General features: G+C 54.5%; 26 protein-coding genes and 1 pseudogene. 15 read left to right on the plus strand and 12 right to left on the minus strand.

Annotation, left to right across the window (positions count from 1 at the left end):
- Window positions 1-9: 9 nt before the first annotated feature.
- Entirely contained in the window at window positions 10-744 is a 735-nt protein-coding gene (gene rlmB / locus CRO33_RS21295; protein ID WP_034829342.1) for a 23S rRNA (guanosine(2251)-2'-O)-methyltransferase RlmB, read from the plus strand.
- Window positions 745-833: 89 nt separating this feature from the next.
- Complete coding sequence (locus CRO33_RS21300) at window positions 834-2462, plus strand: isovaleryl-CoA dehydrogenase (RefSeq protein WP_097119490.1); 1629 nt, start codon at window positions 834-836, stop codon at window positions 2460-2462.
- Here CRO33_RS21300 and bsmA read toward each other — a convergent pair.
- Complete coding sequence (gene bsmA, locus CRO33_RS21305; protein WP_097119492.1) at window positions 2436-2762, minus strand: biofilm peroxide resistance protein BsmA; 327 nt, start codon at window positions 2760-2762, stop codon at window positions 2436-2438. The genes CRO33_RS21300 and bsmA overlap by 27 nt on opposite strands.
- Window positions 2763-2817: 55 nt before the next feature.
- Window positions 2818-4749, minus strand: a pseudogene (locus CRO33_RS21310) (methyl-accepting chemotaxis protein).
- Between the two features lie 160 nt (window positions 4750-4909).
- On the opposite strand from CRO33_RS21310, the gene yjfP reads away from it, so the two are divergent.
- Entirely contained in the window at window positions 4910-5659 is a 750-nt protein-coding gene (gene yjfP / locus CRO33_RS21315; RefSeq protein ID WP_097119493.1) for an esterase, read from the plus strand.
- A gap of 47 nt (window positions 5660-5706) precedes the next feature.
- Here yjfP and CRO33_RS21320 read toward each other — a convergent pair whose 3' ends face one another.
- Window positions 5707-5913: a hypothetical protein gene (locus CRO33_RS21320; protein ID WP_034829327.1), complete on the minus strand. Its 207-nt coding sequence runs from the start codon at window positions 5911-5913 to the stop codon at window positions 5707-5709.
- A 383-nt stretch (window positions 5914-6296) separates the two neighbouring features.
- Here CRO33_RS21320 and rpsF point away from each other — a divergent pair, with 383 nt between their 5' ends.
- Genes rpsF through rplI form a run of 4 tightly spaced genes read left to right on the plus strand, consistent with a single transcriptional unit; the run spans window position 6297 to window position 7737 of the window.
- On the plus strand, window positions 6297-6692 hold the full coding sequence (gene rpsF / locus CRO33_RS21325) for a 30S ribosomal protein S6 (RefSeq protein ID WP_034829324.1): 396 nt from the start codon (window positions 6297-6299) through the stop codon (window positions 6690-6692).
- A gap of 6 nt (window positions 6693-6698) precedes the next feature.
- Window positions 6699-7016, plus strand: coding sequence for a primosomal replication protein N (gene priB, locus CRO33_RS21330; RefSeq protein ID WP_097119494.1), 318 nt, complete (start codon window positions 6699-6701; stop codon window positions 7014-7016).
- A 4-nt stretch (window positions 7017-7020) separates the two neighbouring features.
- Window positions 7021-7248: a 30S ribosomal protein S18 gene (gene rpsR / locus CRO33_RS21335; protein WP_002210155.1), complete on the plus strand. Its 228-nt coding sequence runs from the start codon at window positions 7021-7023 to the stop codon at window positions 7246-7248.
- Window positions 7249-7287: 39 nt separating this feature from the next.
- A complete protein-coding gene (rplI, locus tag CRO33_RS21340) occupies window positions 7288-7737 on the plus strand; it encodes a 50S ribosomal protein L9 (protein ID WP_034829315.1) in 450 nt (149 codons plus the stop codon).
- Window positions 7738-7795: 58 nt separating this feature from the next.
- Here the strand turns inward: rplI and CRO33_RS21345 are convergent, their stop codons facing one another.
- Window positions 7796-8452, minus strand: coding sequence for a LysM-like peptidoglycan-binding domain-containing protein (locus tag CRO33_RS21345; protein ID WP_160834422.1), 657 nt, complete (start codon window positions 8450-8452; stop codon window positions 7796-7798).
- A gap of 214 nt (window positions 8453-8666) precedes the next feature.
- On the opposite strand from CRO33_RS21345, the gene fklB reads away from it, so the two are divergent.
- Window positions 8667-9287, plus strand: a complete 621-nt coding sequence (gene fklB / locus CRO33_RS21350) for an FKBP-type peptidyl-prolyl cis-trans isomerase (protein ID WP_038644441.1) — start codon at window positions 8667-8669, stop codon at window positions 9285-9287.
- 58 nt (window positions 9288-9345) lie between these two features.
- Here the strand turns inward: fklB and CRO33_RS21355 are convergent, their stop codons facing one another.
- Complete coding sequence (locus tag CRO33_RS21355) at window positions 9346-11292, minus strand: bifunctional 2',3'-cyclic-nucleotide 2'-phosphodiesterase/3'-nucleotidase (RefSeq protein ID WP_097119497.1); 1947 nt, start codon at window positions 11290-11292, stop codon at window positions 9346-9348.
- 293 nt (window positions 11293-11585) lie between these two features.
- Between CRO33_RS21355 and cysQ the strand changes: the two genes are divergently transcribed.
- Entirely contained in the window at window positions 11586-12332 is a 747-nt protein-coding gene (cysQ, locus tag CRO33_RS21360; RefSeq protein ID WP_097119498.1) for a 3'(2'),5'-bisphosphate nucleotidase CysQ, read from the plus strand.
- Window positions 12333-12443: 111 nt separating this feature from the next.
- Here the strand turns inward: cysQ and CRO33_RS21365 are convergent, their stop codons facing one another.
- Window positions 12444-12998: a YtfJ family protein gene (locus tag CRO33_RS21365; RefSeq protein ID WP_097119499.1), complete on the minus strand. Its 555-nt coding sequence runs from the start codon at window positions 12996-12998 to the stop codon at window positions 12444-12446.
- Between the two features lie 313 nt (window positions 12999-13311).
- On the opposite strand from CRO33_RS21365, the gene CRO33_RS21370 reads away from it, so the two are divergent.
- Window positions 13312-13518: a DUF1107 domain-containing protein gene (locus CRO33_RS21370; RefSeq protein ID WP_031280153.1), complete on the plus strand. Its 207-nt coding sequence runs from the start codon at window positions 13312-13314 to the stop codon at window positions 13516-13518.
- 87 nt (window positions 13519-13605) lie between these two features.
- Here the strand turns inward: CRO33_RS21370 and CRO33_RS21375 are convergent, their stop codons facing one another.
- Window positions 13606-14943, minus strand: coding sequence for a hemolysin family protein (locus CRO33_RS21375; RefSeq protein WP_034829259.1), 1338 nt, complete (start codon window positions 14941-14943; stop codon window positions 13606-13608).
- A gap of 449 nt (window positions 14944-15392) precedes the next feature.
- On the opposite strand from CRO33_RS21375, the gene tamA reads away from it, so the two are divergent.
- Genes tamA through CRO33_RS21390 form a run of 3 tightly spaced genes read left to right on the plus strand, consistent with a single transcriptional unit; the run spans window position 15393 to window position 21255 of the window.
- Complete coding sequence (tamA, locus tag CRO33_RS21380) at window positions 15393-17132, plus strand: autotransporter assembly complex protein TamA (RefSeq protein WP_097119500.1); 1740 nt, start codon at window positions 15393-15395, stop codon at window positions 17130-17132.
- Entirely contained in the window at window positions 17129-20899 is a 3771-nt protein-coding gene (gene tamB, locus CRO33_RS21385) for an autotransporter assembly complex protein TamB (protein WP_097119502.1), read from the plus strand. The genes tamA and tamB overlap by 4 nt, the downstream gene beginning before the upstream one ends.
- Before the next feature lie 2 nt (window positions 20900-20901).
- Window positions 20902-21255: a gamma-glutamylcyclotransferase family protein gene (locus CRO33_RS21390; protein ID WP_034829253.1), complete on the plus strand. Its 354-nt coding sequence runs from the start codon at window positions 20902-20904 to the stop codon at window positions 21253-21255.
- Between the two features lie 54 nt (window positions 21256-21309).
- On the opposite strand, the gene ppa is transcribed toward CRO33_RS21390, so the two are convergent.
- From ppa to CRO33_RS21405, 3 genes are all read right to left on the minus strand, one after another.
- Entirely contained in the window at window positions 21310-21840 is a 531-nt protein-coding gene (ppa, locus tag CRO33_RS21395; protein ID WP_034829250.1) for an inorganic diphosphatase, read from the minus strand.
- 100 nt (window positions 21841-21940) lie between these two features.
- Window positions 21941-22390 carry a DUF441 domain-containing protein gene (locus CRO33_RS21400; RefSeq protein WP_038644476.1) on the minus strand — a complete coding sequence of 150 codons (450 nt, stop codon included), beginning with the start codon at window positions 22388-22390 and terminating at the stop codon, window positions 21941-21943.
- Window positions 22391-22461: 71 nt separating this feature from the next.
- A complete protein-coding gene (locus CRO33_RS21405) occupies window positions 22462-22875 on the minus strand; it encodes a lysozyme inhibitor LprI family protein (RefSeq protein WP_097119504.1) in 414 nt (137 codons plus the stop codon).
- A gap of 171 nt (window positions 22876-23046) precedes the next feature.
- On the opposite strand from CRO33_RS21405, the gene CRO33_RS21410 reads away from it, so the two are divergent.
- Complete coding sequence (locus tag CRO33_RS21410) at window positions 23047-24606, plus strand: methyl-accepting chemotaxis protein (protein WP_058959570.1); 1560 nt, start codon at window positions 23047-23049, stop codon at window positions 24604-24606.
- Between the two features lie 17 nt (window positions 24607-24623).
- On the opposite strand, the gene CRO33_RS21415 is transcribed toward CRO33_RS21410, so the two are convergent.
- Window positions 24624-24914 carry a helix-turn-helix domain-containing protein gene (locus tag CRO33_RS21415; protein ID WP_097119505.1) on the minus strand — a complete coding sequence of 97 codons (291 nt, stop codon included), beginning with the start codon at window positions 24912-24914 and terminating at the stop codon, window positions 24624-24626.
- 92 nt (window positions 24915-25006) lie between these two features.
- On the opposite strand from CRO33_RS21415, the gene CRO33_RS21420 reads away from it, so the two are divergent.
- Window positions 25007-25264 (plus strand): helix-turn-helix domain-containing protein, encoded by a 258-nt coding sequence (locus CRO33_RS21420; protein WP_097119506.1) that lies wholly within the window; start codon window positions 25007-25009, stop codon window positions 25262-25264.
- 51 nt (window positions 25265-25315) lie between these two features.
- Here CRO33_RS21420 and fbp read toward each other — a convergent pair whose 3' ends face one another.
- Complete coding sequence (fbp, locus tag CRO33_RS21425; RefSeq protein ID WP_034829242.1) at window positions 25316-26320, minus strand: class 1 fructose-bisphosphatase; 1005 nt, start codon at window positions 26318-26320, stop codon at window positions 25316-25318.
- Window positions 26321-26375: the final 55 nt, after the last annotated feature.

Here is a 26375-nt window from a genome sequence, read left to right on the forward strand (position 1 = left end):
AGCAAACAAATGAGTGAAATAATTTTTGGTATTCATGCCGTGCAGGCGCTGCTGGAACGTGATCCTCAGCGTTTCCAGGAAGTCTTTATTCTCAAAGGCCGTGACGATCGTCGCCTGCAGCCGCTGATTGCCGCACTGGAAGCTCAGGGAATTGTGGTTCAGGTGGCCAACCGCCAATGGCTCGACAGCCAGGTGGAAGGCGGTGTGCATCAGGGCATCGTGGCACGCGTTAAACAGGGTAAAAACTATCAGGAAGGCGATCTGCCGGATCTGCTGCAAAGCCTGGAAAAACCGTTTCTGCTGGTACTGGATGGCGTCACCGATCCGCATAACCTCGGTGCCTGCCTGCGTAGCGCCGATGCGGCGGGCGTGCATGCCGTCATCGTGCCGAAAGATCGTGCCGCCCCGCTGAATGCCACGGCGAAAAAAGTCGCCAGTGGTGCAGCAGAGAACGTGCCATTGATTCGCGTCACCAACCTGGCACGTACCCTGCGTTTACTGCAGGAGTACAACATCTGGGTGGTTGGCACCGCAGGTGAAGCCGATCACACCGTTTACCAGAGCAAAATGACTGGCCCGATGGCGTTGGTGATGGGTGCGGAAGGCGAAGGCATGCGTCGTCTGACCCGTGAACACTGTGATGAGCTGATCAGCATCCCAATGGCGGGCAGCGTGTCTTCACTGAACGTCTCTGTCGCCACCGGCGTCTGCCTGTTCGAAGCGGTACGCCAGCGTTTGGCGTGATCCCCTCCGCAAAAGTGTTTCTGAGCCAGGCATAACTGCACATCCCCCTCATACTTGAACCATGCGTTTTATGAGGGAGATGCCACATTATGACCTGGACAACCCACAGTGTTTTCAATCAGCCCCATCCTCTCAGTAACAGCAATTTATTCACCCGCGATATCGCTTTGTGCGAGGCAGTGGCACGTGAGGGTGCTGGCTGGGACCGCGAATGGCTGGCCTCTGTCGGATTACAACTGGGCAGCGCCGAATCACTGGAGTTAGGCCGGCTGGCGAATACCCAACCGCCGGAACTGCAGCGCTACGACGCACGCGGTGAGCGGCTGGACGAGGTGCGCTTTCACCCGGCCTGGCATCTGTTAATGCAGGGATTGTGTGCCAGCCGTTTGCATAATCTCAGTTGGCAGCCCGATGTGCAGCCCAATGCGATGGTGGCGCGTGCAGCGCGATTTATGCTGCATGCTCAGGTCGAAGCGGGTTCGCTCTGTCCGGTGACCATGACTCACGCCGCCATTCCGCTACTGCAAAATCATCTGCCGGAAGCCTACGCGGATTGGCGCGAGGCGCTGCTGAGCGATCGCTACGATGCGCATCACCAGCCGGGCAACAAAAAGCGCGGCCTGTTGATTGGCATGGGCATGACCGAGAAACAGGGCGGAACCGATGTGCTCAGCAACAGTACGCGCGCGGAACCCATTGGGGCACGCGGCACGGGCGAACCATTTAGGATCACCGGTCACAAATGGTTTTTCTCTGTGCCGCAAAGCGATGCGCATCTCATTCTGGCGCAGACTTCGCAAGGGCTGAGCTGTTTCTTTCTGCCGCGTCTGCTGCCTGATGGCACGCGCAACGCCATTCGCATCGAGCGCCTGAAGGACAAGCTAGGCAACCGCTCCAACGCCAGCGCCGAGGTGGAATTTCAGGATGCGATTGGCTGGCTGATGGGCGAAGAGGGCGATGGCGTGCGGCTGATCCTGAAAATGGGCGGCATGACACGCTTTGATTGCGCATTGGGCAGCCATGGCTTAATGCGCCGCGCCTTATCGATTGCCCTGCATCACGCGCAGCAGCGTCAGGTGATGGGCAAAAACCTTAGCGATCAGCCATTAATGCGCACCGTGCTGGCGCAGCAGGCATTGCAGTTAGAGGGGCAAACCGCGCTGCTAATGCGATTAGCGCGTGCATGGTCCACCCCCGCCAGCGAGCACGAACGTTTATATGCGCGACTGTTCACCCCCGCCGCCAAGTTTGGCATCTGCAAAGCGGGCATGCCGTTTGTGGCAGAATCGATGGAAGTGCTGGGCGGCATCGGCTATTGCGAAGAGAGTGAACTGCCGCGTCTGTACCGTGAGATGCCGGTTAATAGCATCTGGGAGGGTTCTGGCAACGTGATGTGCCTCGACGTGCTGCGCGTGCTGGGTCGCCAGGCGGACGTCATGACCATGCTCAACGATGAATTTGAAGCGGTAAAAGGCAGCAATCGCCACTTTGATCGTCGCTGGCGCCAGTTAAGGCTGCAGCTCAACCATGTGCGGGAAGGTATGGCACGTGAGGTGACGCAGGAACTGTTACAACTGGCGAGCGCGGCGATTCTGTTAAAAGTGGCAGAACCGCCGTTGGCTGATGGCTGGTGCGATCAACACCTGGATATGCGGGGGCGGCGTTCGTTGAGTGACGACCTCTGCACGCGCTTACTGTTGCGCGCCAGCGCTGGTTGAAGGCGCACCATAGAGAATCGCAGTACCGTACCAAAAACCGGGCAGCGTGGTTTCATCCAGCATCAGGATTTGGTAGTAAACCGCGCCCGCCTGATTCGCGCGTGCGGCCAGTGCGCGCTCGGCATCATCCGGTGAACCACGGGTAGAGACCGTAATATTGCCCAGCTTGCGCAAGCCATAACTTTGCGCACGACTAATCTCCTGCGCGTGGCTGGTGGGCGGCGGTGGGGCTTCCGGCGTGGTTTTAAACGCAGCACATCCGGTTAGTAATAGGCTCAGCACCAGTAAAAAGCGACGCATAACACGCTCCTGGAAAGGAAGATGGCTCCAGTTTAGGCCATCTTCCTTCTTCACATCAGTCTTTAAGATGAAAAACACTCACCAGCTGCGTCAAATGATGACCTTGCTGGCTTAGCGTCTGCGCGGTGGTTTCCGATTGGCTGATCATATCGCTGCTTTGGTGCGTCGCCTGGCCAATATGATTCATCGCCAGATTAACCTGACCAATGCCCGCTGCCTGCTCTTGTGCGGCGATATTGATCTCGCCCATCAGCGTTTTCACCTGCTCAATATGGCTGACGATATGCTGCATTGCATCGCGCGTTTGCTCGGACAGCGCATGGCCAGCCGCTACTTTATCGATGGAGGTGGCGATCAAGTTATCGATCTCTTTAGCCGCATTGGCACTGCGTTGCGCCAGCGCACGGACTTCCGCTGCGACCACGGCAAAGCCTTTGCCATGCTCACCGGCACGCGCCGCTTCCACCGCCGCGTTAAGTGCCAGAATATTGGTTTGGAAAGCGATCGATTCAATCACATGGGTGATATCAGCAATGCTCTGTGAAGCCACGCGGATCTCCGCCATAGTTTCGACCGAGCGTGCCACCGTACTGCCGCCATGATTGACGGTGCTGGCCGCTTCACCGACCAGCGCCATCGCCTGGCGGACGTTGGCCGCGGTTTGCGCCACCGTCGCGCCAAACTGCTCCATGCTGGCAGAGGTCTCTTCCACGCTACTCGCCTGACGATTGATCTGTTCGCTAATGCTGGAGCTGCTGGCGGCGATAGTGTCAGTGCCACGACTGATATCGCGTGCCACATAGCGAACCTGACTCACCACTTTTTCCAGCCCATCGCCGATACCGTTTATGGCCGCGACCAGTTGACCGATTTCGTCACGGCGGGTGGAATCCAGATGCGCCTGCAAATTACCGGCCGCATACTGCTCTGCCAGATGAATCACCTGCTGCAACGGGCGCGTAATGGCGCGTCGGCTGTACCAGATAAAGCCCACGGCAAAAGCGATGACCAGGGCAAGCCCAATGACGATAAACAGGTTACGGCTCTGGGTTATCGGGGCCAGCAGGCTGGCACGACTCACTTCTCCGGCAATAATCCAGTTTCAGCCCGGCAGTTGCTGCCACGCCAATAACTTAGTCTCGCCATCGAGCTCAATACTCATTAACCCTTTTGGCTGGGTTAACAGTTGCTGCTGGACGGTCTGATCCCAACGCGGCAATTTGCCTTCTGATTGACGATCAAACAGATACTGTCCCTGCGTGCTGCCGGTGGCACCGTTCAACACAAAGAAGTTGCCACTGTCGCCGAGATGGCGCGCCAGCACTTTGTCACGCATCAGGGCGTATTGCGTATCGATCTGTACGCCAACGAACAGAATAGCGATCACCGCGCCGCTCTCATCCTGCACCGGCTGATACTGGGTGATATAACGATGGCCAAATAGCGTGGCCAGTCCGCGATAAACTTCGCCCTGATTGACGCTGCGCCATGCCGCGCTGCTGCGATCCAGTTTGGTGCCGATGGCGCGGTTACCGTCCTGTTTTTTCAGCGAGGTGGCGATACGAACATAGTCTTCACCGTCACGCACAAAGATGGTCGACACCGCACCGGTGCGATCGAGAAAATCATCCACCGCGATTTGATCGAGGTTGAGGGTTTTCAGCCCGGCGCGCAGCGTAGGCGTGCTGAATTCGCCGACCTGAATGCGATCGTTCTCATCACGACTAAAGCGCTTGGGCAGGAAGCTCTGGAAAAGTTTGGTGTAGTTCGCCACTTCTTCAGACAACGTGGCGTTAAACATGGTGGCCATTTCATTAATGCCCAGCACCTGATTTTGCATATCGTCAGTCGCCAGCTGCTCCAGTTGACGGGCCGCGTTATGACTCAGTGTTAGGGTCAGGGTAAACAGCACAATCGCCACGCTTAAAGACGTCAATACAGACAGTTTAATGCCGAGACCCATGGCGCTGAGAGAGAGACGCTTCATAAAGTACCTATTTCAAGACTATTGGAGGGGTACAAGATCAACGGCAAATGCGGCAAAAGGTTTAGTACAGAAATTATTCTGATTAAATGTGAAGTCGCTCGCGTTTTGTCGCTCAGCGCTTACACTGTGACGGGTGATAATCATTCTCAACGGAGGCGGTATGATTGAGTTGGCAACGGAAAACCTGGCAGGTATTGAGTGTATCCATGCGGCTCCCGCAGGACAGCGGCAGGCACGGTTACCCACCATCCTGTTTTATCACGGCTTTACCTCATCCAAAGAAGTGTACAGCTACTTCGCGGTGGCGCTGGCGCAGGCTGGGTTCCGCGTCGTGATGCCGGATGCCGACATGCACGGCGCGCGCTACAACGGGGATACTGAAGCGCGTATGACGCACTTTTGGGAGATCCTCAAACAGAACATCGACGAAGTACCACAGTTAGAAGCGGCGCTGCGTGAGAAAGATTTGATTGCCGATGAGCGCTTTGCAGTGGCTGGTGCTTCGATGGGCGGCATGACGGCGTTGGGCGCGATGGTGCGCTATCCGCAGATTCATAGCGTCGCTTGTATGATGGGCTCCGGTTACTTTATGCAGCTCAGCCACACGCTGTTCCCACCGCTGGTGGCGCGCACGCCAGAACAGAAAGAGGCCTTCGCTGCTCGCCTCGCGCCGCTGGCACCTTACGATCCCAGCCAGCAACTGGATAAGCTGGCCAATCGCCCGCTGCTGTTGTGGCACGGTGAAGCCGATGAAGTGGTGCCGTTCGCTGAAACCGTCCGGCTGGAGAAAGCGCTGCGTGAAGCCGCGTTGAATGAAAAAATGACTTACCTGTCGGAAAAGCACATCGGCCACAAAATCACGCCTTCAGCCCTGACTGCACTGGTGAGTTTTTTCAAACATCAGCTGTAGAAACAACTCGGGCTGGCAAAGTGAGCCAGCCCGTTACGTCATCCGATTTACAGTTGTGAAGACAGACGATCTGCTGCACTGGTATTCGCACTGACTGGGTTACTGCCAGGCGCATCCAGCCGGTTGACATAGACATAGCCTGAAGCCGCATTGCTGCTGTTACTTCTCATCTGCTGCGCGTAGTCAGCGGAGCTGGCGAAAGCGGGTGGAGACAGGAAGAGACCCAGTAAAGTGGCGAAAATGATGGTTTTCATATTCGACTCCTCACTCCAGGGATTACACTCTCAGACGCCGCGAATAAGCCAAACCGTTGCGCCTGTAAATAGTTTAGTTCTTCGCCACATTGATGCCAGATCGCCCTGTTGAACGCCTCCATCAGCAATTTTGAATAAACCCTCGCTAACCCGCTGAATCTTAATCCTTAGCACAAAAGGTGCGCTTAACTGGCACGACCCACGCGATTTGATGAATTGTGCGCTTGAGTTTCCAGGGGGACGCCAGTATGATTACGCGTCAATTTTTCAGCTGCATTCAGAGGTGTGTTTCATTTAAATGATTCACAACCTATAACGTTCCTTGCTTCCATGGGCCGCAGCTGACCCCGACAGGAGGCTGAATAATCCGTAAGGAGCTATCGATGCGTCATTACGAAATCGTATTTATGGTCCATCCTGACCAGAGCGAACAGGTTCCAGGTATGATCGAGCGTTACACTGGTGCTATCACCGGTGCACAGGGCACGATTCACCGTCTGGAAGACTGGGGCCGCCGTCAGCTGGCTTACCCAATCAACAAACTGCACAAAGCTCACTATGTTCTGCTGAACGTAGAAGCACCGCAGGAAGTGATTGACGAGCTGGAAACTAACTTCCGCTTCAACGACGCCGTTATCCGCAGCATGGTTATGCGCGTTAAGCACGCGGTAACTGAAGCATCTCCGATGGTTAAAGCGAAAGATGAGCGTCGTGATCGTCGCGAAGACTTCGCTAACGAATCATCAGATGACTCAGATGCTGGGGATTCTGAAGAGTAATCCGACATGACGGCAAATCGACTGCGCCTGTCAGGCACTGTGTGCAAGACGCCAGTTCGAAAAGTCAGTCCGTCAGGGATTCCTCACTGCCAGTTCGTGCTTGAGCACAGTTCTGTGCAGGAGGAGGCCGGTTTTCACCGGCAAGCCTGGTGTCAGATGCCGGTGATTATCAGCGGCAGCACCCATCAGGTGATTACTCAACATATAACGGTCGGTACGCAACTCGTTCTCGAAGGTTTCATTAGCTGCCATCAGGCACGCAATGGTCAGAGCAGAATGGTGTTACATGCCGAGCAGATTGAATTGATAGATTCTGGAGACTAGCCAAATGGCACGTTATTTCCGTCGTCGCAAATTCTGCCGTTTCACCGCGGAAGGCGTTGTAGAGATTGATTACAAAGACATCGCTACACTGAAAAACTACATTACCGAAAGCGGTAAAATTGTCCCGAGCCGTATCACCGGTACTCGTGCAAAATACCAGCGTCAGCTCGCTCGTTGCATCAAGCGCGCTCGCTACCTGTCCCTGCTGCCATACACTGATCGTCATCAGTAATTGGTAGTTGTCCATTAACGACTTTAAGAGGATAAGGTAATGCAAGTTATTCTGCTTGATAAAGTAGCAAACCTGGGCAGCCTGGGTGATCAGGTTAACGTTAAAGCGGGCTACGCTCGTAACTTCCTGGTTCCACAGGGCAAAGCTGTTCCTGCTACCAAGAAAAACGTTGAGTTCTTCGAAGCGCGTCGCGCTGAACTGGAAGCCAAACTGGCTGACGTTCTGGCTGCTGCTAACGCACGTGCAGAGAAAATCAACGCACTGGGCACCGTTACCATCGCGTCTAAATCAGGCGACGAAGGTAAACTGTTCGGTTCAATCGGTACCCGCGACATCGCTGATGCAGTAACTGCAGCTGGCGTTGAAGTGGCTAAGAGCGAAGTGCGTCTGCCAAACGGCGTTCTGCGTTCTACCGGTGAGCACGAAGTTGACTTCCAGGTTCATAGCGAAGTGTTCGCTAAACTGGTTGTGAATGTAGTGGCTGAGTAATTTTTTACTCGGTAACGCGAAAACGCCGGCCATGTGCCGGCGTTTTTGTATCTGCGATTTACTGAGCGCGGATAAAGCTGCCGTCGGGCTGGCGAGTAAATAACACCGGGCCGTTGCTGCCATCCACCGTTAATCCTGTCACCACGCCTTGCGCGTTCTGACGAACCTTCACCTGCTGGCCATTCTTCAATGCGCTAAGCGGCTGATCGTCACCCTCGACGCGTGCCATCGCGAACACATCATTCACCGGCAGATTATTGTCGCGGAACAACTGTGCCAGCGTCTGACCTGATGCCACCGTGTAGTTATGCCATTCGCCCTGAGAATCGGTTTTCGGTTGGGTGTTCTGCGGCTGCTTGTTATCGTAAATCTCTGCCTGTAACGGCACCTCTTTGCTGCTGTTATCTGCCGGGCGCTCAATCGGATATTGCGGCGTACTGCTCGGCCAGAGAAACGCTAATAGCAGAACCAGTAAGGCAATCACAATGCCACGGCGATGGAAGGCCGGTAGCGGGTTCATCCAGCGCACATCATCCAGCAGATGCCAGACGCGCAGCAGCACGGCGGGAACGCGGGAAGGGGTATCAGAAGCCATTCGTGAATCCTCCTCGCTGGCGGCCTTGCGCGAAAATTGCGGCAGCCAACGTTGCAACCTCGATAAAGTAAAAGCACGCGGTGCGCGCGTCCTGCGGCGTCGTGGGGCGATCTGGCCCATGTATTCTCTCTTTCTTAGCGCTGTACGACGAAAACGTTGCCACAGCTATAGTATGGGCAATGCGGGCGCGAAGTGCCTGCCAGCATTGAAAAATTTGACCTGCGTATTGTTTCTCTTTCCCTGGTAAATGTCATCTGCGGCGCTGCAGATTTTACGCCAGCCGCCTGCGCTGTTATGCTGCCGTTTCTATTTTCTCCGGGATTAAGGAATCAAGATGACCACCCCTTCATTCGACAGCGTCGAATCACAAGCAAGTTACGGTATCGGTTTACAGGTCGGCCAGCAGCTGCAGGAATCTGGACTGCAGGGCCTGCAGCCAGAAGCACTGCTCGCGGGTCTGCGCGACGCGCTGGAAGGGAACTCACCGGCTGTGCCTGTTGACGTGGTACATCGCGCGCTGCGTGAAGTGCACGAACGTGCAGAAGGCGTGCGCCGTGAGCGTGTGGAAGCCATGGCGGCTGAAGGCCATAAATTCCTGGAGCAGAATGCGCAGCGTGAAGGCGTGAGCAGCACGGAATCTGGTCTGCAGTTCAGCGTAATCGCTCAAGGTGATGGCCCGATTCCATCACGTCAGGATCGTGTCCGTGTACACTACACAGGCAAACTGATCGACGGTACGGTATTTGATAGCTCAGTGGCACGTGGCGAACCGGCTGAATTCCCGGTAAGCGGCGTGATCGCGGGCTGGATTGAAGCGCTGACCCTGATGCCAGTGGGTTCTAAGTGGGAATTAGTGATTCCACAAAACCTTGCCTACGGCGAACGCGGTGCTGGCGCATCCATCCCGCCATTCAGCACCCTGGTATTCGAAGTCGAGCTGCTGGAAATTCTGTAATCTGAATTTTTCGTAGTGGATGGCCAGTCGTGAATGACTGGCCATTTTTTTGCCAATCTTACTGCTTCTGCAAATCTACCTGCCAAATCGCAAAACCGATCTCGTCACTGCCCACGGCTTTCATCGGATAATCAGCGTACTTCTCAATAAACTGCGTGGCTTTCTCGCCCGGTGCGGTTTCGAAGCGAATATCCAGCGGCGTATCACTGTGAATCGGCGCTAAACGCCAGTTATGATCGGCCTGCGGTTTCACTTCGCCGTGTACTTTGGTTTCGCTGCTGATATAAGCCGCGACCACTGAACGGTTCTCATCTGGTGAAGCAAACGCCACGTATTTATCGCCGGTGCCGGCAAACTTCCCGCCGTAAGCACGATAGTTGTTAGTGGCGACGAGGAATTCCGCATTAGGGTCGATGGGCTTACCCTGCCATATCAGATCCTTAATGCGTGAAGCGTCTTTGTTAATCAACGTACATTCGCCGTCATAGCGTGCAGGCTGCGTCACATCGATTTGGTAATCGACGCCATCAATCACGTCGAAGTTGTAGGTGCGGAAATCCCAGTTAATCAGTGCCTGCGGTTTACTGCTGTGCGGATCGATCTGATTAAACTGCGCGGCTGAGCATTCCAGCCACTCTCTCACCTGTGCACCGGTGACTTTCATCACCACCAGGGTATTCGGATAAAGATACAGGTCGGCGGCATTGCGGAAGGTCAGTTCACCTTTCTCTACTTCGGTATAGCTGGCGGGATCGTTTTTACGCCCACCGGCTTTAAACGGTGCGGCAGCCGAAAGCACTGGCAAGCGGCCGAGATCGGGATCGCCCTGAATAAAGTGCTCAACATAGGCGCGCTGGGCATTATTCACGATCTGCACAGTGGGATCGTCCTGCACCAGCGACAGATAGCTGTACATTACATCGGCGGATTTACCGATAGGCTTAGCAACAAACTCACGCGTGGCACGGTGATCCTGCTCCAGCACTTTCACCAGACCGCTGTCTTCTGCGGCCAGTGATTTTTTAGCAACCGGATCGTAAATGGGCCGCGCTTCAGCCTTGCCCTGCATGACCTGCCACTTGCCGCCTTCGTTATTCAGCACCAAATCGACCACGCCGAGATGATCGCCCCACATGCCGGGCATCACTGCCGGAACACCGTTCAGCGTGCCTTGAGCAATGTCAGCGCCTTTAATGGCTGCGAACTCTTTGCTGGGGAACACCGCATGCGCGTGACCAAACATAATGGCGTTAATCCCTGGCACCTGGCTGAGGTAGTAGACGGAATTCTCTGCCATGGCGTGATAAGGCTCACTGCTTAAACCTGAGTGCGGAATGGCGATGATTATTTCAGCACCTTTTGCGCGCATTTCCGGCACATAGCGCTTCGCTGTTTCCGTGATGTCATCAACGCGCACTTTGCCCTGCAGATTGTTGCGATCCCACACCATAATCTGTGGTGGAACGAAGCCGATGTAGCCAATTTTTAAGCGATGCGGGTTACCGCTGCGGTCGGTAACGGTGGTTTCTTTGATGAGATAGGGGTTAAACAGCGGTTTTCCGCTTTTTTCATCGATAATGTTGGCATTCACATAGGGAAAGCGTGCCCCGGCAATCGCTTTCTGCAGATAGGGTAAGCCGTAATTGAATTCGTGATTGCCTAAGTTGCCTACTGCGTAATCCAGCGTGTTCATCGCTTTATATACCGGATGCACATCGCCTTTTTTCAGCCCCTTAGCGGCCATGTAATCGCCCAGCGGGCTGCCCTGAATGATGTCGCCGTTATCGACCAGCACACTGTTTTTTGCTTCTGCGCGTGCCTGTTGAATCAGCGTGGCGGTGCGCACCAGGCCAAATTTCTCAGTTGGTGTGTCTTTGTAGTAATCGAAATCCATCATATTACTGTGTAGATCGGTGGTTTCCAGAATGCGCAGATCCACTGTAGCGGCTTGCACCGTGGCCGCCGTCACACACAGCGCCAGTAACGACATGCTCGCTTTGAACATGATTTGCTCCTTGTCTGATCTAATGGGCCTCTCAAAATAATGTAAAACAATGACGAATTATCATTTCAATTTGTGATGTGTCTCAGACTTTCACGCATCAGCAGGCTTCGCTGTCCGCTAAAAAGGGATTCAGTATCACGCCATAGCCGCCAACCTTGAACTATGGTATTGATAATCATATAGATTGCCGTTTCAGACAGTTCAGCCGCAAAGCATGGGAACACAACTGCTAAAATGTGTAGAGGTGAGCTGTTGATGTCTGACAGGCAGAATCAGCGGAAAAGAGGTGAAGAATGTTAGATAAAATTAGCCAATTGGCGCGTGAAGCAGGCGATGCGATTATGCATGTCTATGCGGGTGAGCAGCCGATGGATGTGACGCGCAAGTCAGATGATTCGCCGGTCACGGCTGCCGATCTCGCGGCGCACAAAGTCATCGTGGAAGGGTTGGCCGCGCTCTCCCCAGAAGTGCCGGTGTTATCAGAGGAAGATCCGCCGAGCTGGGCGGTGCGTCAGAACTGGAAAAAATATTGGCTGGTGGATCCGCTGGATGGCACCAAAGAGTTCATCAAGCGCAACGGTGAATTCACCGTCAATATTGCCCTGATTGAAAACGGCAAACCGGTGTTAGGTGTGGTCTATGCGCCCGCGTTGGGTGTGATGTATTCGGCCGCTGATGGCAAAGCCTGGAAAGAAGAGGGCGACCATAAAACGCAGATTCAGGTGCGCGAGGCGCGTCCACTGCTGGTGGTTGTCAGCCGTTCGCATGCAGATAAAGATGAAGAGCTGAAAGAGTATCTGACGCAGTTAGGCGAACATCAAACCACGGCAATTGGCTCTTCACTGAAATTCTGTCTGGTGGCGGAAGGTAAAGCGCAGCTCTATCCGCGTTTTGGGCCAACCAACATTTGGGATACCGGAGCAGGTCACGCGGTGGCGATTGCGGCGGGAGCCCACGTGCATGACTGGCAGGGTAAAACTCTCGACTACACACCACGCGAATCCTTCCTGAATCCGGGTTTCCGCGTCTCGCTGTTTTAGTTCCTGACGCGCACTTTGCGAAAGAAGCCTGTGTTTTCGCTATTCATTCCGGGATGAATATAGAACACAAGCCGGGCAACACAGGGTCGCCATTAATGGCGACCTCCGTTTTTACTGCAACAGCTCACGGATGAGTTTCATCGCCTGCTGCACTTCATCCTGCGTAAGTGCACCCTCTTTGGCATATCGCACATGCCCGGTCTTATCCAGTACCACAATTGCCGAACCCCCTTTCTCCAACTGCCAGACCTTACGCACGTTGCCGTTGCTGTCGACGATAAATTGCGACCACGGATATTGCTGCTTGTTGCTCTCAATACTGCTGCGCACAAACATCCCCGTGCCGGGAATCGCATCGTCGGTGTTCACAATGGTGGTAGTCTGGTAACGGTCATGCGGGAATTTCGCCGCTTTGATCGCCTCAATCAGCGCGGCATTCTGTTCTTTGGCCGAAGAACGCCCGGCAATATGTAAGATGACACGCACTTTTCCACTCAGCTGCGCGCTACTCCACGGTTGGTAGCTAAACTTATCTTGTTGATAAAGCAGTTCGCCTCTGTCGCTCACGCCCACTGGCGGAACACGATCGCCGATCTTAAAAGCATGGGCTGAGACAAGGCTGGGAACCAGCAGTGCCAGGGCTAACACAGAGTGTGCCAAACGCATGGTGATACTCCTTAGTGATCCGACCAGTTATTCATGTTTTTGCAATATTAGGTGTGGATGATGCGCCTGTCGCGATGAGTTAACAGCTTTGCAACCCACGCCACAATTCCTTAATGAGTGAAGGTTTATACTGGGTTTTGTGAACGGCATAACAGAGTGTTCTGTAATAATGTGTCAATTCAGTAAAAAATTCACCTTTTCGGAACATACGTAACGATTGGTGTTCTATAGTTATGCCTCATTTGCGCTTCATGGGTTCGTACCGGATTTGGCAACGACGAAGCGTAGTACATCTGTTCAGGAGTTAGACAGTATGAAAATCTTCCAGCGCTATAATCCGCTGCAAATTGCGAAATACGTAAAAACGCTTTTTAAAGGAAGGTTGTATATCAAGGATGTTGGCGCGTTTGAGTTCGATAAAGGCAAAGTGATGTTGCCCCGCGTCAAAGATAAACAGCACCTTAGCGTGATGTCCGAGATCAACCGCCAGGTACTGCGTTTGCAAGCCGAGTACAACTAAGCAGTAAAAAAGAAAGGGCGCCATGCAATCAGGCGCCCTCAGTAGCGGCGCGAGAAATCGCGCCTTGTTTTTTTCTGCCGCCCGGTACTACGGCGACTCCAGCTCATCAGTGGCGCTCTTCGTCACACTCAGCACCGGTGGACGATCGTCAATACGCGTCACCAGCAGCTGATCGATGCGATAACTGTCGATATCTACCACTTCAAACTTGTAACCTGAGAACTTGACGAAATCGGTGCGTTTCGGGATTTTGCGCAGCATGTACATCATAAAACCACCAATGGTTTCATAGTTGCCGGACTGTGGGAAATCATCGATATCCAGCACGCGCATCACGTCATCAATCGGTGTGCCGCCTTCAACCAGCCATGAGTTCTCATCACGTGCCACAATCTGCTCTTCCTGACCCTGGCCGACCAAATCACCCATCAGCGTGGTCATCACGTCGTTGAGGGTAATGATCCCCACCACCAGCGCGTATTCGTTCATGATTACCGCGAAGTCTTCGCCAGCAGTTTTAAAGCTTTCCAGCGCTTCAGAGAGCGTTAATGTGTCCGGCACAATCAGCGCAGAGCGAATCTGCACGCCGCTGCTCAGGGTCAGGCTCTGATTGCCCAGCACGCGCAGCAGCAGCTCTTTGGAATCGACATAACCGACGATATGATCGATGTCGCCATCACATACCAGAAATTTTGAGTGCGGATGCTGGGCGATTTTGGTTTTGAGGCTGTTTTCATCTTCGTGCAGATCAAACCACACCACGTTCTCGCGTGACGTCATCGAAGACGGGACGGTACGCGATTCCAGCTCAAAGACGTTTTCGATCAGTTCGTGTTCCTGTTTACGCAGCACCCCAGCCAGAGCACCGGCTTCCACCACCGCGTAAATATCGTCGGAGGTGATGTCGTCTTTACGCACCATCGGCAGCTTGAAGATGCGGAAAAACACGTTGGCCAGCCCGTTAAACAGCCACACCAGCGGACGCATCACAAGCAAGCAGAAGCGCATCGGGTTGATGATGCGCAGCGCCACCGCTTCCGGCGCGATCATCCCCACACGCTTCGGCGTTAAATCGGCAAACAAAATAAACAGGCTGGTGACCACGGTAAAGGAACAGATAAAGCTGAGCTGATCGGCCAGTTCAGGGGCCATAAAGCGGCTAAATAAACTGCTGAAGGCGGGGGAAAACGCGGCATCGCCGACAATACCACCGAGGATGGCCACGGCATTGAGGCCAATCTGCACCACGGTGAAGAACATGCCAGGCTGTTCCTGCATTTTCAGCACGCGCTGCGCATTGATGTTGCCTTCATCGGCCAGCAGTTTAAGTTTGATCTTACGGGCAGCCGCCAGCGAGATCTCAGAAAGAGAAAAGAATGAACTGATCACAATCAGTAAAAGAATGACAAGTAAGCTATCGAGCATAAAAGATCCGTTGGGTTAATCACTTGTCATTTTTGGCCTGGGCAGCGCAGGAGAACATCCAGTATTCGCCTGTCATACAGGGCTATCCGTGCCAAAAATGTCTGCGCCATTTCGACAAGGAACGTTAACGTCGGGGCAGAAAGGAAAGCAGGTCATGCCTGCTGGGTGCTGATTATAGCAGCAGCGCTTATGCCGCCGCCAGAGGCGCGCACAAGGAGGTCGGAATAATCCGAGTGCGCTCCCCTCAGTCGCAGAAGTGCGGCTTCGGTGTTGTATCGCTCCCCCCATTTACCGACAATAGGAAATGATTTGGCTTAGTGACCATTTTTCCTCAGCCATCCGCCAAAAAGAGCGGCTATGCTGATGGGTAAGCGAGTGGTGGTGATAGCCTCCGATGAGAAATAACGCCCCTGCGGAATAAGGGGCAGGCATTATTAACAGGAGTAAGCGTGCCGCGATTGCATATTTATTGTTTGGCCAGCCTGTTGCTTGCTGCACCTGCCGTTGAGGCAGCGAAAGTGCGCTTGCAGCTGGAAGGGCTAACCGGGGATTTACAGAAGAACGTCAGGGCGCGCTTGTCCACCATTGGAACTGACGAAGTGTCGAGTGATGGGCGCTTCCAGGCGCGTGTCTCGCAGGCGATTAAAGAAGGCTTGCGGGCACTCGGTTATTACGAACCCGAAATCGATTTCGAATCACGTCCCGCGCCGCCGCAGGGCGGTCGACCGGTGCTGATCGCCCACGTTAAGCCGGGCGAACCGGTGAAAATCGGTGGCAGCCACATCGTGGTCGAAGGTGCGGCGAAAAACGATGATGACTATAAAGCCTGGGTGAAGCAGGGCACGCCGAAAATCGGCACCCAGCTCAATCACGGCGAATACGACAAATTTAAAAATGGCTTCTCCAGCCTGGCACTGCGTAATGGTTACTTCGACGGTGACTTTAAGCAAAGCCAGCTTGGCGTTTCGGTCGAAAGACGCGAAGCATTCTGGGATATCGATTACGACAGTGGCCCGCGCTACCGTTTTGGCGATGTCAGCTTCCAGGGCTCGCAAATCAACGAAGCCTATCTGCGGAATCTTGTGCCGTTCAAAAAGGGCGACCCTTACAGCTCGCGCGATTTAGCGGAATTAAACCGCCGCTTGTCAGCCACGGGCTGGTTTAACTCGGTGGTCGTTGCCCCGGAATTCGACAAAGGTCGTCAGACCAAAGTGCTGCGGCTGAATGCCGCCGTTTCGCCACGCGTTGAAAACACCATCGAAGCCGGTGTCGGCTATTCCACCGATGTCGGCCCGCGCCTGAAAGGCACGTGGAAAAAGCCGTGGATCAACAGCAGCGGTCATAGCCTCACTGCCAGCTCCTATATTTCCGCACCTGAACAACAGCTCGATCTCAGCTATAAAGTGCCCTTGCTGAAAAGCCCGTTGGAGCAGTATTACACCTTCTCCGGTGGTTTGAAGCGTACCGATCTCAACGACACCAAAGCCGATACCACCACGCTGGGCGTGTCGCGTAACTGGGACAGCAGCTCCGGCTGGCAGCGCGCGGTTAACCTGAAGTGGAGTCTTGATCACTTCACCCAAGGCAGTGTCACCAACACCACCATGCTGCTCTATCCGGGCGTGAGCCTGAGCCGCACGCGTTCACGCGGTGGCTTGATGCCGACCTGGGGCGATTCGCAGCGTTATTCCGTCGATGTCTCCGATACCACCTGGGGATCGGATGTCGACTTCCTGATCCTGCAGGCGCAAAACGTCTGGATCCGTATGCTGGGCGAGAAAAATCGCTTTGTGGTACGCGGTAACCTGGGCTGGATCGAGACCAACGACTTCGACAAAGTTCCGCCGGATCTGCGCTTCTTCGCCGGGGGCGACCGCAGTATTCGCGGCTATAAATACAAAGATGTCTCGCCACGCGACAGTGACGGCAAGCTGACCGGTGCCTCCAAAATGGCCACCGGCTCGCTGGAGTATCAATACAACGTGACCGGCAAGTGGTGGGGCGCGGTGTTTGTCGATTCCGGTGAAGCGGTAAACGACATCAAACAGAGTGATTTTAAAACCGGTGCTGGTATTGGCGTGCGCTGGGCTTCTCCGGTCGGGCCAATCAAATTTGATATCGCACGGCCGATTGGCGATGACAAGGAACATGGTTTGCAATTCTATGTAGGACTGGGGCCTGAACTATGAAGCTGTGGAAAAAGGTCCTGATTGGATTCGGTATTTTTTTGGTGGTGCTGTTTGGCAGTGTGGCATTTCTGATTGGCACCACACCCGGATTGCATCTGGTGCTGAAAGGTGCCGATCGCTGGGTGCCCGGTTTATCGATCAACAAAGTCGAAGGTGGCTGGCGCGATCTGACGCTGAGTGGTGTGAAGTATGAGATGCCGGGCGTCAGCGTGGATGCTGGACGCTTCCATTTGGCGCTCAACCTGAACTGCCTGCTGCACTCGTCGGTGTGCGTGAATGACATCGGCTTGCAGGATGTCAGCGTGGTGGTCGACAGCAAGAAAATGGCCCCGGCCGCTGCACCACCGCCGCAGGAAGAGAGCGGTAGCACCAACCTGACCACGCCGTATCCGATAACGCTCAGCAAGGTCGGGCTGCACAACATCAACGTCAAAGTGGATGACACATCCATCTCGCTGCTGGACTTCACCACCGGCCTCAACTGGCAGGGTCGCGCGCTGACGTTAACCCCAACGCATATTCAAAGCCTGCTGATAGCGCTGCCGAAGGCGGCGAAAGTGGTTGATGAGCAAGTGGTGCAGCCGAAAGTGCAACAGCCGCAGCCGGATGAGAAACCCTTGGGTGAAACGCTGCAAGAGATGTTTGCCAAACCGCTGTTACCCGAACTGCCTGACTTCCAGCTGCCGCTGGATATTACCGTTCAGGAGCTGCTCGGCGAACAGCTGCGCCTGACCGGCGATAGCGATGTGTCGATTACCCGTCTGTTGCTGAAAGCCAAAACCGCTGACCGCCATCTTCAGTTAGAAACCTTTGACATCGATTCACCGCAAGGGCAGGTGAATGCCAGCGGTGATGCGCAGCTGGCGGATAACTGGCCAGTGAATTTCGCGCTCAGCGGATCGTTAAATCTCGATCCGATCAAGGGCGAGAAGATCAAAATGAACCTCAGCGGGGCGATGCGTGAAGAGTTGAAACTGGGACTGAATCTCTCGGGCCCGGTGCGCGCACAGTTGGATGCCGCAGCACAACCGGCGGTGGCGGGTCTGCCACTGTCATTGAAGCTCACCAGCCCGGAGTTGCGCTGGCCGCTCACCGGCCCGGTGCAGTATCAGGCGGATAACCTCGATTATCAGTTCAAAGGCAAAGCCACTGATTATGTGATGTCACTGCGCACCGCTGTGAAAGGCGAAGCCGTGCCGCCGGCGACCATTGCGCTTGATGGCAAAGGCAACGTGCAGCAGTTCAGTCTGGACAAGCTGCGCGTGGCGGCACTGCAGGGTAACGTTGATTTAACCGCGCTGGTGGACTGGAGCAAAGCCATCAGCTGGCGCAGCGAACTGACGCTATCCGGCATCAACACCGCCAAACAGTACCCGGACTGGCCTGCCAAACTCGACGGCAAAATCGCCACGCGTGGCAGCCTGTACGGCGGAAGCTGGCAGCTGAGCGTGCCGCAGCTGGAGCTGAAAGGGAACGTGAAGCAGAACGCCGTCAGCGCCAATGGCTCACTCACCGGCAACAGCTATAACCAGTGGAAAATCCCGGGCATTAATATCGCGCTGGGCCGCAACCATCTGGACGTGAAAGGTGAACTGGGCGACACGCTCAACCTGGATGCCAATATCGATGCACCGCACCTGGATAACGCACTGCCGGGACTCGGCGGCGTGGCGAAAGGCACGGTAAAAGCACGCGGCACCTTGCAGGCACCGCAGCTGCTGGCCGATCTCACTGCAACCGGCTTGCGCTGGCAGCAACTGCAGATTCGTCGTGTGGCGCTGGAAGGAGATGTGAAATCCAGCGATCAGATCGCCGGTAAGCTGCAGCTGCGCGTTGAGCAACTGCAACAGGACGCGCTGAAGATCAATCTGTTGACGCTGAATGCGGACGGCAACGAGAAGCAGCATCAGCTCAAACTGAACGTCCAGGGCGAGCCGGTCTCCGGCCAGTTGGCGCTCAACGGCAGCTTTGATCGCAAAACTGAACGCTGGCAGGGCAATCTCAACAACACCCACTTTGATACCCCGGTGGGCGAATGGCGTCTGACGCGTGCGATGGCGATTGATTACCTCAACACTAAGCAGACCGCCTCTATCGGGCCACACTGCTGGCAGAACCCGAACGCGCAGCTGTGCGTACCCGAGCCGATTGAAGCCGGGGCCAGCGGTCACGCCCATGTGGTGCTGAACCGCTTTGATCTGGCGATGATCAAACCGTTCCTCACCGATGCCACCAAACTGAACGGTGTGTTCAGTGGGGATGCGCGTGTGAACTGGACCGCCGACGGCGCGCTGCCAACCGGTACGGTCTCGCTGAAAGGTAACGGCGTGAAAGTCGAACAAGACGTGCAGGGCAACACGCTGCCGATCGCCTTTGACACGCTTAACCTGAATGCCGCGATGCGCAACGGTCGTGCCCAACTCGATTGGCTGATTCACATCGTCAACAACGGCCAGCTGAGCGGTAATGTGCAGATTGCCGATCCGCAAACCCGTCGCCAGCTGTCAGGTAATATTGGTATCAGCAATCTGTCGCTGGCGATGTTCAATCCGGCGTTGATGCAGGGTGAAAAGATTAAAGGCAACCTCAACAGCAACTTGCGTCTGGGCGGCACACTGCAACAGCCGCAGGTGTTTGGCCAGTTGGGGTTGAGCGATGTCAACGTGCAGGCCAGCTTTATGCCGGTCACACTCACCTCCGCCAATCTGAACATGGTGTTCAATGGCATGAGTTCGACGCTTAACGGCCTGTTACAGACGACGCAGGGCAACCTCAATCTGGGCGGCAATGCCGACTGGAGCCAGCTGGATAACTGGCGTGCGCGCATCACCGCGCAGGGCAACCGTATTCGTGTCACCGTGCCACCGATGGTGCGTATGGATGTCTCGCCAGACCTGGTGTTTGAAGCCACGCCAGCCGCGTTTAATCTGGATGGCAAAGTGGATATTCCGTGGGCGCGCATCACGGTGCAGGAAGTGCCGGAAAGCGCCACTGGCGTCTCCTCGGATGAGGTGATGCTGGATAAAGATCTCAAGCCGATTCAACCGAAGACCGCCGCCATTCCGATCAACAGCAACCTGGTGATCCATGTCGGTAACGATGTGCGGCTGTCAGCCTTTGGTCTAAAAGCCAAGCTGAATGGCGATCTTAAACTGGTGCAGGATAAAACCGGTCTGGGCTTAAACGGACAGATCAATATTCCTGATGGCCGCTTCCACGCTTACGGGCAGGATCTGATTGTGCGTAAAGGCGAGTTGCAGTTTGCCGGGCCGCCAGATCAGCCGTACGTTAACCTTGAAGCGATACGTAACCCGGAAGCCACCGAAGATGATGTCACCGCCGGTATTCGCGTCACCGGCCTGGCCGATGAGCCGAAAGTCGAGGTGTTCTCTGACCCCGCCATGTCGCAGCAGGAAGCGCTTTCTTACTTATTACGCGGTCAGGGACTCAGCAGTGATGGCGACAGTAATGCATTAACTTCAGCACTTGTGGGGTTAGGGGTTGCACAAAGTGGTCAGGTTATGGGTAAAATCGGCGAGACATTCGGCGTCAGTAACCTCGCGCTTGATACCACCGGTGTAGGCGACAGCCAGCAGGTGCAGGTGAGCGGTTATGTACTGCCGGGTCTACAAGTAAAATACGGTGTTGGCATATTTGATTCACTGGCGACGTTAACCTTGCGTTACCGCCTGATGCCCAAACTCTATTTGGAAGCCGTGTCCGGTCTCGATCAGGCACTGGATTTGCTCTATCAGTTTGAGTTTTAGCAATGCGAATAATTGTCTACGGCAGTTTACGGCGCAAACAGGGAAACAGTCACTGGATGACGAATGCGCAATGGCTCGGCGACCATCAGATTGAAGGGTTTGCGCTCTACAATCTGGGTCACTATCCGGGCGTCGTTGAAGATGAGGGAACCGTCTTCTGCGAAGTGTATCGCATCGACGCCAGCACGCTTGGCGAACTCGATGCCTTGCGCACCAAGAATGGCGAATACAAACGCCAACTCATCCAGACGCCTTACGGCAGTGCCTGGCTGTATGTCTATCAGCGTTCGATTGCGGGTCGCACCCGCATTGCGAGCGGTGACTGGCTAAAGCGCGACGACGCACCCGAGGCATAAATAAAAACACCGTCCATTGGACGGTGTTTTTTTATGCTTGCGAGGCAGAGAAGATTATTTCTTCTGTGCGCGCTCGTAAGAAGAGATGATTTCAGCTTTGGCCGCTTCAGCGTTGTCCCAGCCGTCAACTTTTACCCATTTGCCTTTTTCCAGATCTTTGTAGTGCTCGAAGAAGTGGGTGATCTGCGCTTTCAGCAGTTCTGGCAGGTCGTTCACATCTTTGATGTGATCGTATTCTTTGCTCAGTTTGGTGTGCGGAACCGCAACCAGTTTGGCATCTTCGCCAGACTCGTCGGTCATTTTCAGCACGCCAACTGGACGGCAGCGAATCACTGAGCCCGGCACCAGCGGATACGGGGTTGGTACCAGCACGTCAACCGGATCACCATCCAGAGACAGGGTGTGGTTGATGTAACCGTAGTTGCACGGATAGAACATGGCGGTAGACATGAAACGGTCTACAAACAGGGCGCCAGACTCTTTGTCCACTTCATATTTGATCGGATCGGCATTCGCTGGGATCTCGATAACGACATAGATATCTTCTGGCAGTTCTTTACCTGCAGGCACCTGGTTCAAACTCATCTGGCTTTCCTTCATTGGTCGTATGTTGAGTGACGGCTATTATAGCCAACTGACTCTGAAAGTATGCCCCCTTTTTGGCGTTTCGGAATGCTCCAACGGCCTACTTCGCGGTGACAAACAGCGAGACAATCCCTGCAGCAATCAGTGGTCCGACCGGCACACCACGGAAAAACGCCACGCCAATCACGGTGCCGATTAACAATCCACCAATCACTGATGGCTGCACGCTCATAAAACTGACGCCGCGCCCGCCCAGCCAGGCAACAAACACCCCGACAATGATCGCCACGATCGATTGCCAGTTAGCAAATGACTTCAGCAAGGATGAAGCGGGCAACGTCCCACTTGCCAGTGGCGCCATCACTGCGACAGTTAGAATAATAATGCCGATCTGAATGCCCTGTTTTTCCACATACGGGAAGAACTGAGACAGCGGTGTCAGCTTGATGGCGAGCAGGATCAGAATGGAAATGGTAACGGCACTGTTATGAACGAAATAGCTCAGGACGGCGAGGCAGACCAGAATGATGGTAGAGGCATAAGCAGCCATGTTTTCTCCCTGAAGATGGATGGATGCGCAGGTCAGTGCCTGCGCTGACGTTTTTTTAACGCCACCATTTATCAACAATCATCGGGATTGGCGCAACTGCCTTTGTTCATTGATTGCAACATTAAAGCCTGATTCCGCACCAGATTAACGCCCTGAGCCCCGATGGAAAGGGCTGCCATGCTGCCCTGGCGACTCATAAAATAGCTGCGGCTGGCCTCCATCCAGCTATCGCGATAGGCCAGCCACGCGCGTTGGGCAGCACGTAATTTGTCTTTAGGTTCGCCAGTTAATTTTTTCATCATCTGGTTGTACTGCATATTCATCTCTTTATCCCAGGCCTTATTGGCGCTGCCGTAGCACTGGGACATGCCCGCGGTGCTGGATTCCTTGTCCAGACACTGCTGTAGCTGCTGGTCGAGCGGATGCGTCTGCGCCATAACCATACTACTGGCGAACAGACAGGCAATCGGGAGCCACTTTTTCATCATTTCATTCCTTCATTTTTGCGCAGCGGACTTCAGAAAAGCTGAAGGGTAAGCGAACGTCGGCAGATTGACCATCAACATTGGATAAAGTTTCTGCGACCAGCTGCCGATAATCTCTCCGTTTTAGGGCCAGTGGAGTTCTGCCTTTTCATACACACGGGAATGATCATGATCAGACAACTATCAATACGTACCGCTTTACTTGCGTTGTTGGCCATCATGACGGTGATGCTGTTAGCCGTCAGCGCCATGGGCATCTATGCCATTAATGCTGGAAATCAATCTCTGGATGCGCTGAACCGCATTCAGGGGATTGAACTCAACAAGCTCTACCAAAGCCGTTCAGATTTAATGCGCGCCCGCGCCAATGCGGCGCTGGCCGTTCGTAAGATCGAAATTGGTCTGTTGGATGACGGCGCCAAAGTCACGCAGCAGGCGCAAGCCGCAGTGGACAGTTCTCACCAGTTCCTCAAAGCATTTGTCGATGCAGGCACCGTAACAGCGCATGGTAAAACTCTGGCCGATGCGATTGTGGCGACCTACAACGTCTACGATAAAGAAGGCATCACGCCCATGATGGATGCCTTAAAAAAACAGTATACCGATGAGTACTATCAGGTGCTGGAAGGCAAACAATCACAGCTGGCAGCAAACTATTCGAAGGCGGTGAATGATTTCAGTATTTACGCCGATGAAGTCTCTGCGGCACGCCTCAAGCAGGCGGCTGACAACGAAGTCCGGATGAAGGTGATGATTGGCGTGGTGATGGTACTGACACTGCTGCTGATCGTACTGGCCTGGCAGTTGTTGCGTCGCTCGCTGCTGCGTCCTTTGGACAACGCAATCCTACATCTGGAACAGATTGCGGCGGGCGATCTCTCGCAGCCTTTACCTGCCGCAGGCAAAAATGAAATTGGTCGCCTGAATCAGGCCCTTTCCGATATGCAGCTGGCGCTGCGTGATTCGGTGAGTCAGGTGCGTGAAGCCAGCATGCAGATTGATGTGGGCAGCCGTGAACTGGCGGCGGGCACTGTGCATCTGTCGCAGCGCACCGAAGAGTCCGCTGCTTCGCTGGAGCAAACGGCCGCCAGCATGGAGCAGCTGACCGCCACCGTCCGTCTTAACGCCAGTAACGCTCAGCAGGCCAATCAATTGGCCAGCAATGTGTCGACCAGCGCCGATCGTGGCGCAGAGGTGGTGGGTTACGTGATGGAGAAGATGCAGGAGATCACCCAAAGCTCTAACCGCATCGGCGACATCCTCAGCGTGATTGATGGTATCGCCTTCCAGACCAATATCCTCGCGCTGAACGCCTCGGTGGAAGCCGCGCGTGCTGGCGAGCAGGGCCGTGGCTTCGCCGTGGTCGCCAACGAAGTGCGTACGCTGGCTGGCCGTAGTGCGACCGCCGCTAAAGAGATTCGTGAGTTGATCAGCGAATCACAAACGCGTGTTAAAGAGGGCAGCGACATGGCGACACGCGCCGGTGAAACCATGGATGAAATCTCCAGCGAAGTGATGCGTGTCACCTCACTGATGAAAGAGATCTCGATTGCTTCAGAAGAGCAGAGCCGTGGGATTGAGCAGGTGAATCAGGCGGTGACGCAAATGGATGAAGCCGCGCAGCAAAACGCCGCGCTGGTGGAAGAAGCCAGTGCCGCCACGCAGTCGCTGGAAGCGCAGTCACAGCAGTTGCAGGAATCAATGGCGCAGTTCCGCGTGGTCGCCGCGTAAAAACAGGTGCAACGTGCTTATGGCGCGTTGCTACTTATCTCTTCAGCAAAGCGCAGGATCATGTCTGCTAATTGGTCATCTTCTGCCAGAAAATAGGCGGCGGGGATCTCCAGCGCTTTCGCCAGCAGTTGCAGCGTCAGTAAATCGGGCTGATGCACACCGACTTCATAACGATTGATGCGCGCACTGGCGGAAAACTCTTCAATGCCAGCGGCAATCCCTAACCCTTTTTGCGAAAAACCCTTCACCAGACGCACCTGTTTCAGGCGTCTACAGAAGGTTTTTTGCAGGGAAGAGGTCGGTTTCATGCCTACGAGAATCGTAGATTTGCTGCTTGTCAGATACTACGAGTAACGTAGTATCGTTATGGCAACCTATAACGAGAACTAAGGAGAGTGACGTGGGTGAAAGCAAGCAGGACTGGCATCAGGCCGATATTATAGCCGCCTTACGCAAGAGAGGGACTTCATTAGCCGCCGTATCACGTGAAGCGGGGTTGTGTTCGACCACTTTGGGCAATGCCTTAATCCGACCCTGGCCCAAGGGCGAATGGCTGATTGCCGAAGCGATTGGCATCGCACCGGATGAAATCTGGCCCAGCCGCTACTACTCCGCGCAGGGTGAATTGATTGATCGGCAAGCAAAGCGACGAAAATAACCCAATAAAAAGCCCGCTCATTATTGGCGGGCTTTTTCAAATCACATCAGCTTATTCGTGGCTGTCCGGGAACTCACGCATAAAGCGCTCAACGTCATCCACCATCGCATCGTTACCGCAGAAGAACGGGCAACGCTGGTGCAGGGTTTCAGGCTGGATGTCGAGGATACGGTTGGCACCATCGCTGGCTTTACCACCGGCTTGTTCCGCCAGGAATGCCATCGGGTTGCACTCATACAGCAGACGCAGCTTACCTTTCGGGTGGCTGGCGGTGCTTGGATAGAGGTAAATACCGCCTTTCAGCAGGTTACGGTGGAAGTCTGCCACCAGTGAACCGATGTAGCGCGAGGTGTATGGGCGCTTGGTGGCGATATCCTCTTCCTGACAGAACTTCAGGTATTTCTTCACGCCCTGCGGGAAGCGAATGTAGTTACCTTCGTTGATGGAGTAGGTGTAGCCTTTCTCCGGGAAGGTCATGCGCTCATGGCTCAGACAGAACACGCCCAGTGACGGATCGTATGTAAACGCATGCACGCCCACACCGGTGGTGTAAACCATCATGGTGGAAGAACCGTAAACCACGTAACCGGCCGCAACCTGCTTGTTGCCCGGCTGCATAAAGTCAGCTTCGGTGATCGGCGTACCCGGCTCACTGATGCGGTGGTAGATGGAGAAGATGGTGCCGACGGAAACGTTCACGTCGATGTTGGAAGAGCCGTCCAGCGGATCCATCAACACCACGTATTTACCGTCTTCTGAGCCTTCAAAGATGACGAACTCATCTTCTTCTTCGGAAGCGATACCGGCAACCACACCACGCGCTTTCAGGGCAGCTTTCAGTTTTTCATTCGCGAAGAGGTCCAGCTTCATCTGCTGTTCGCCCTGCACGTTTTCCACGCCGCTGGCACCGAGGATATCCACCAGACCCGCTTTGTTGATGTCGCGGTGGATAATCTTGGCTCCGAGCTTAATGGAGGAAATCAGCGCCGTCAGTTCACCTGTGGCGTGTGGAAAGTCGTGTTGCTTCTCGACGATGAATTCGCCTAACGTTTTCATAACACATTCCCTGAATCTACGATGGAGTGGCAGCAGCTTTAACACGCTACCAACG

Source organism: Pantoea sp. GL120224-02 (assembly GCF_900215395.1).
Lineage (GTDB): Bacteria > Pseudomonadota > Gammaproteobacteria > Enterobacterales > Enterobacteriaceae > Pantoea > Pantoea communis.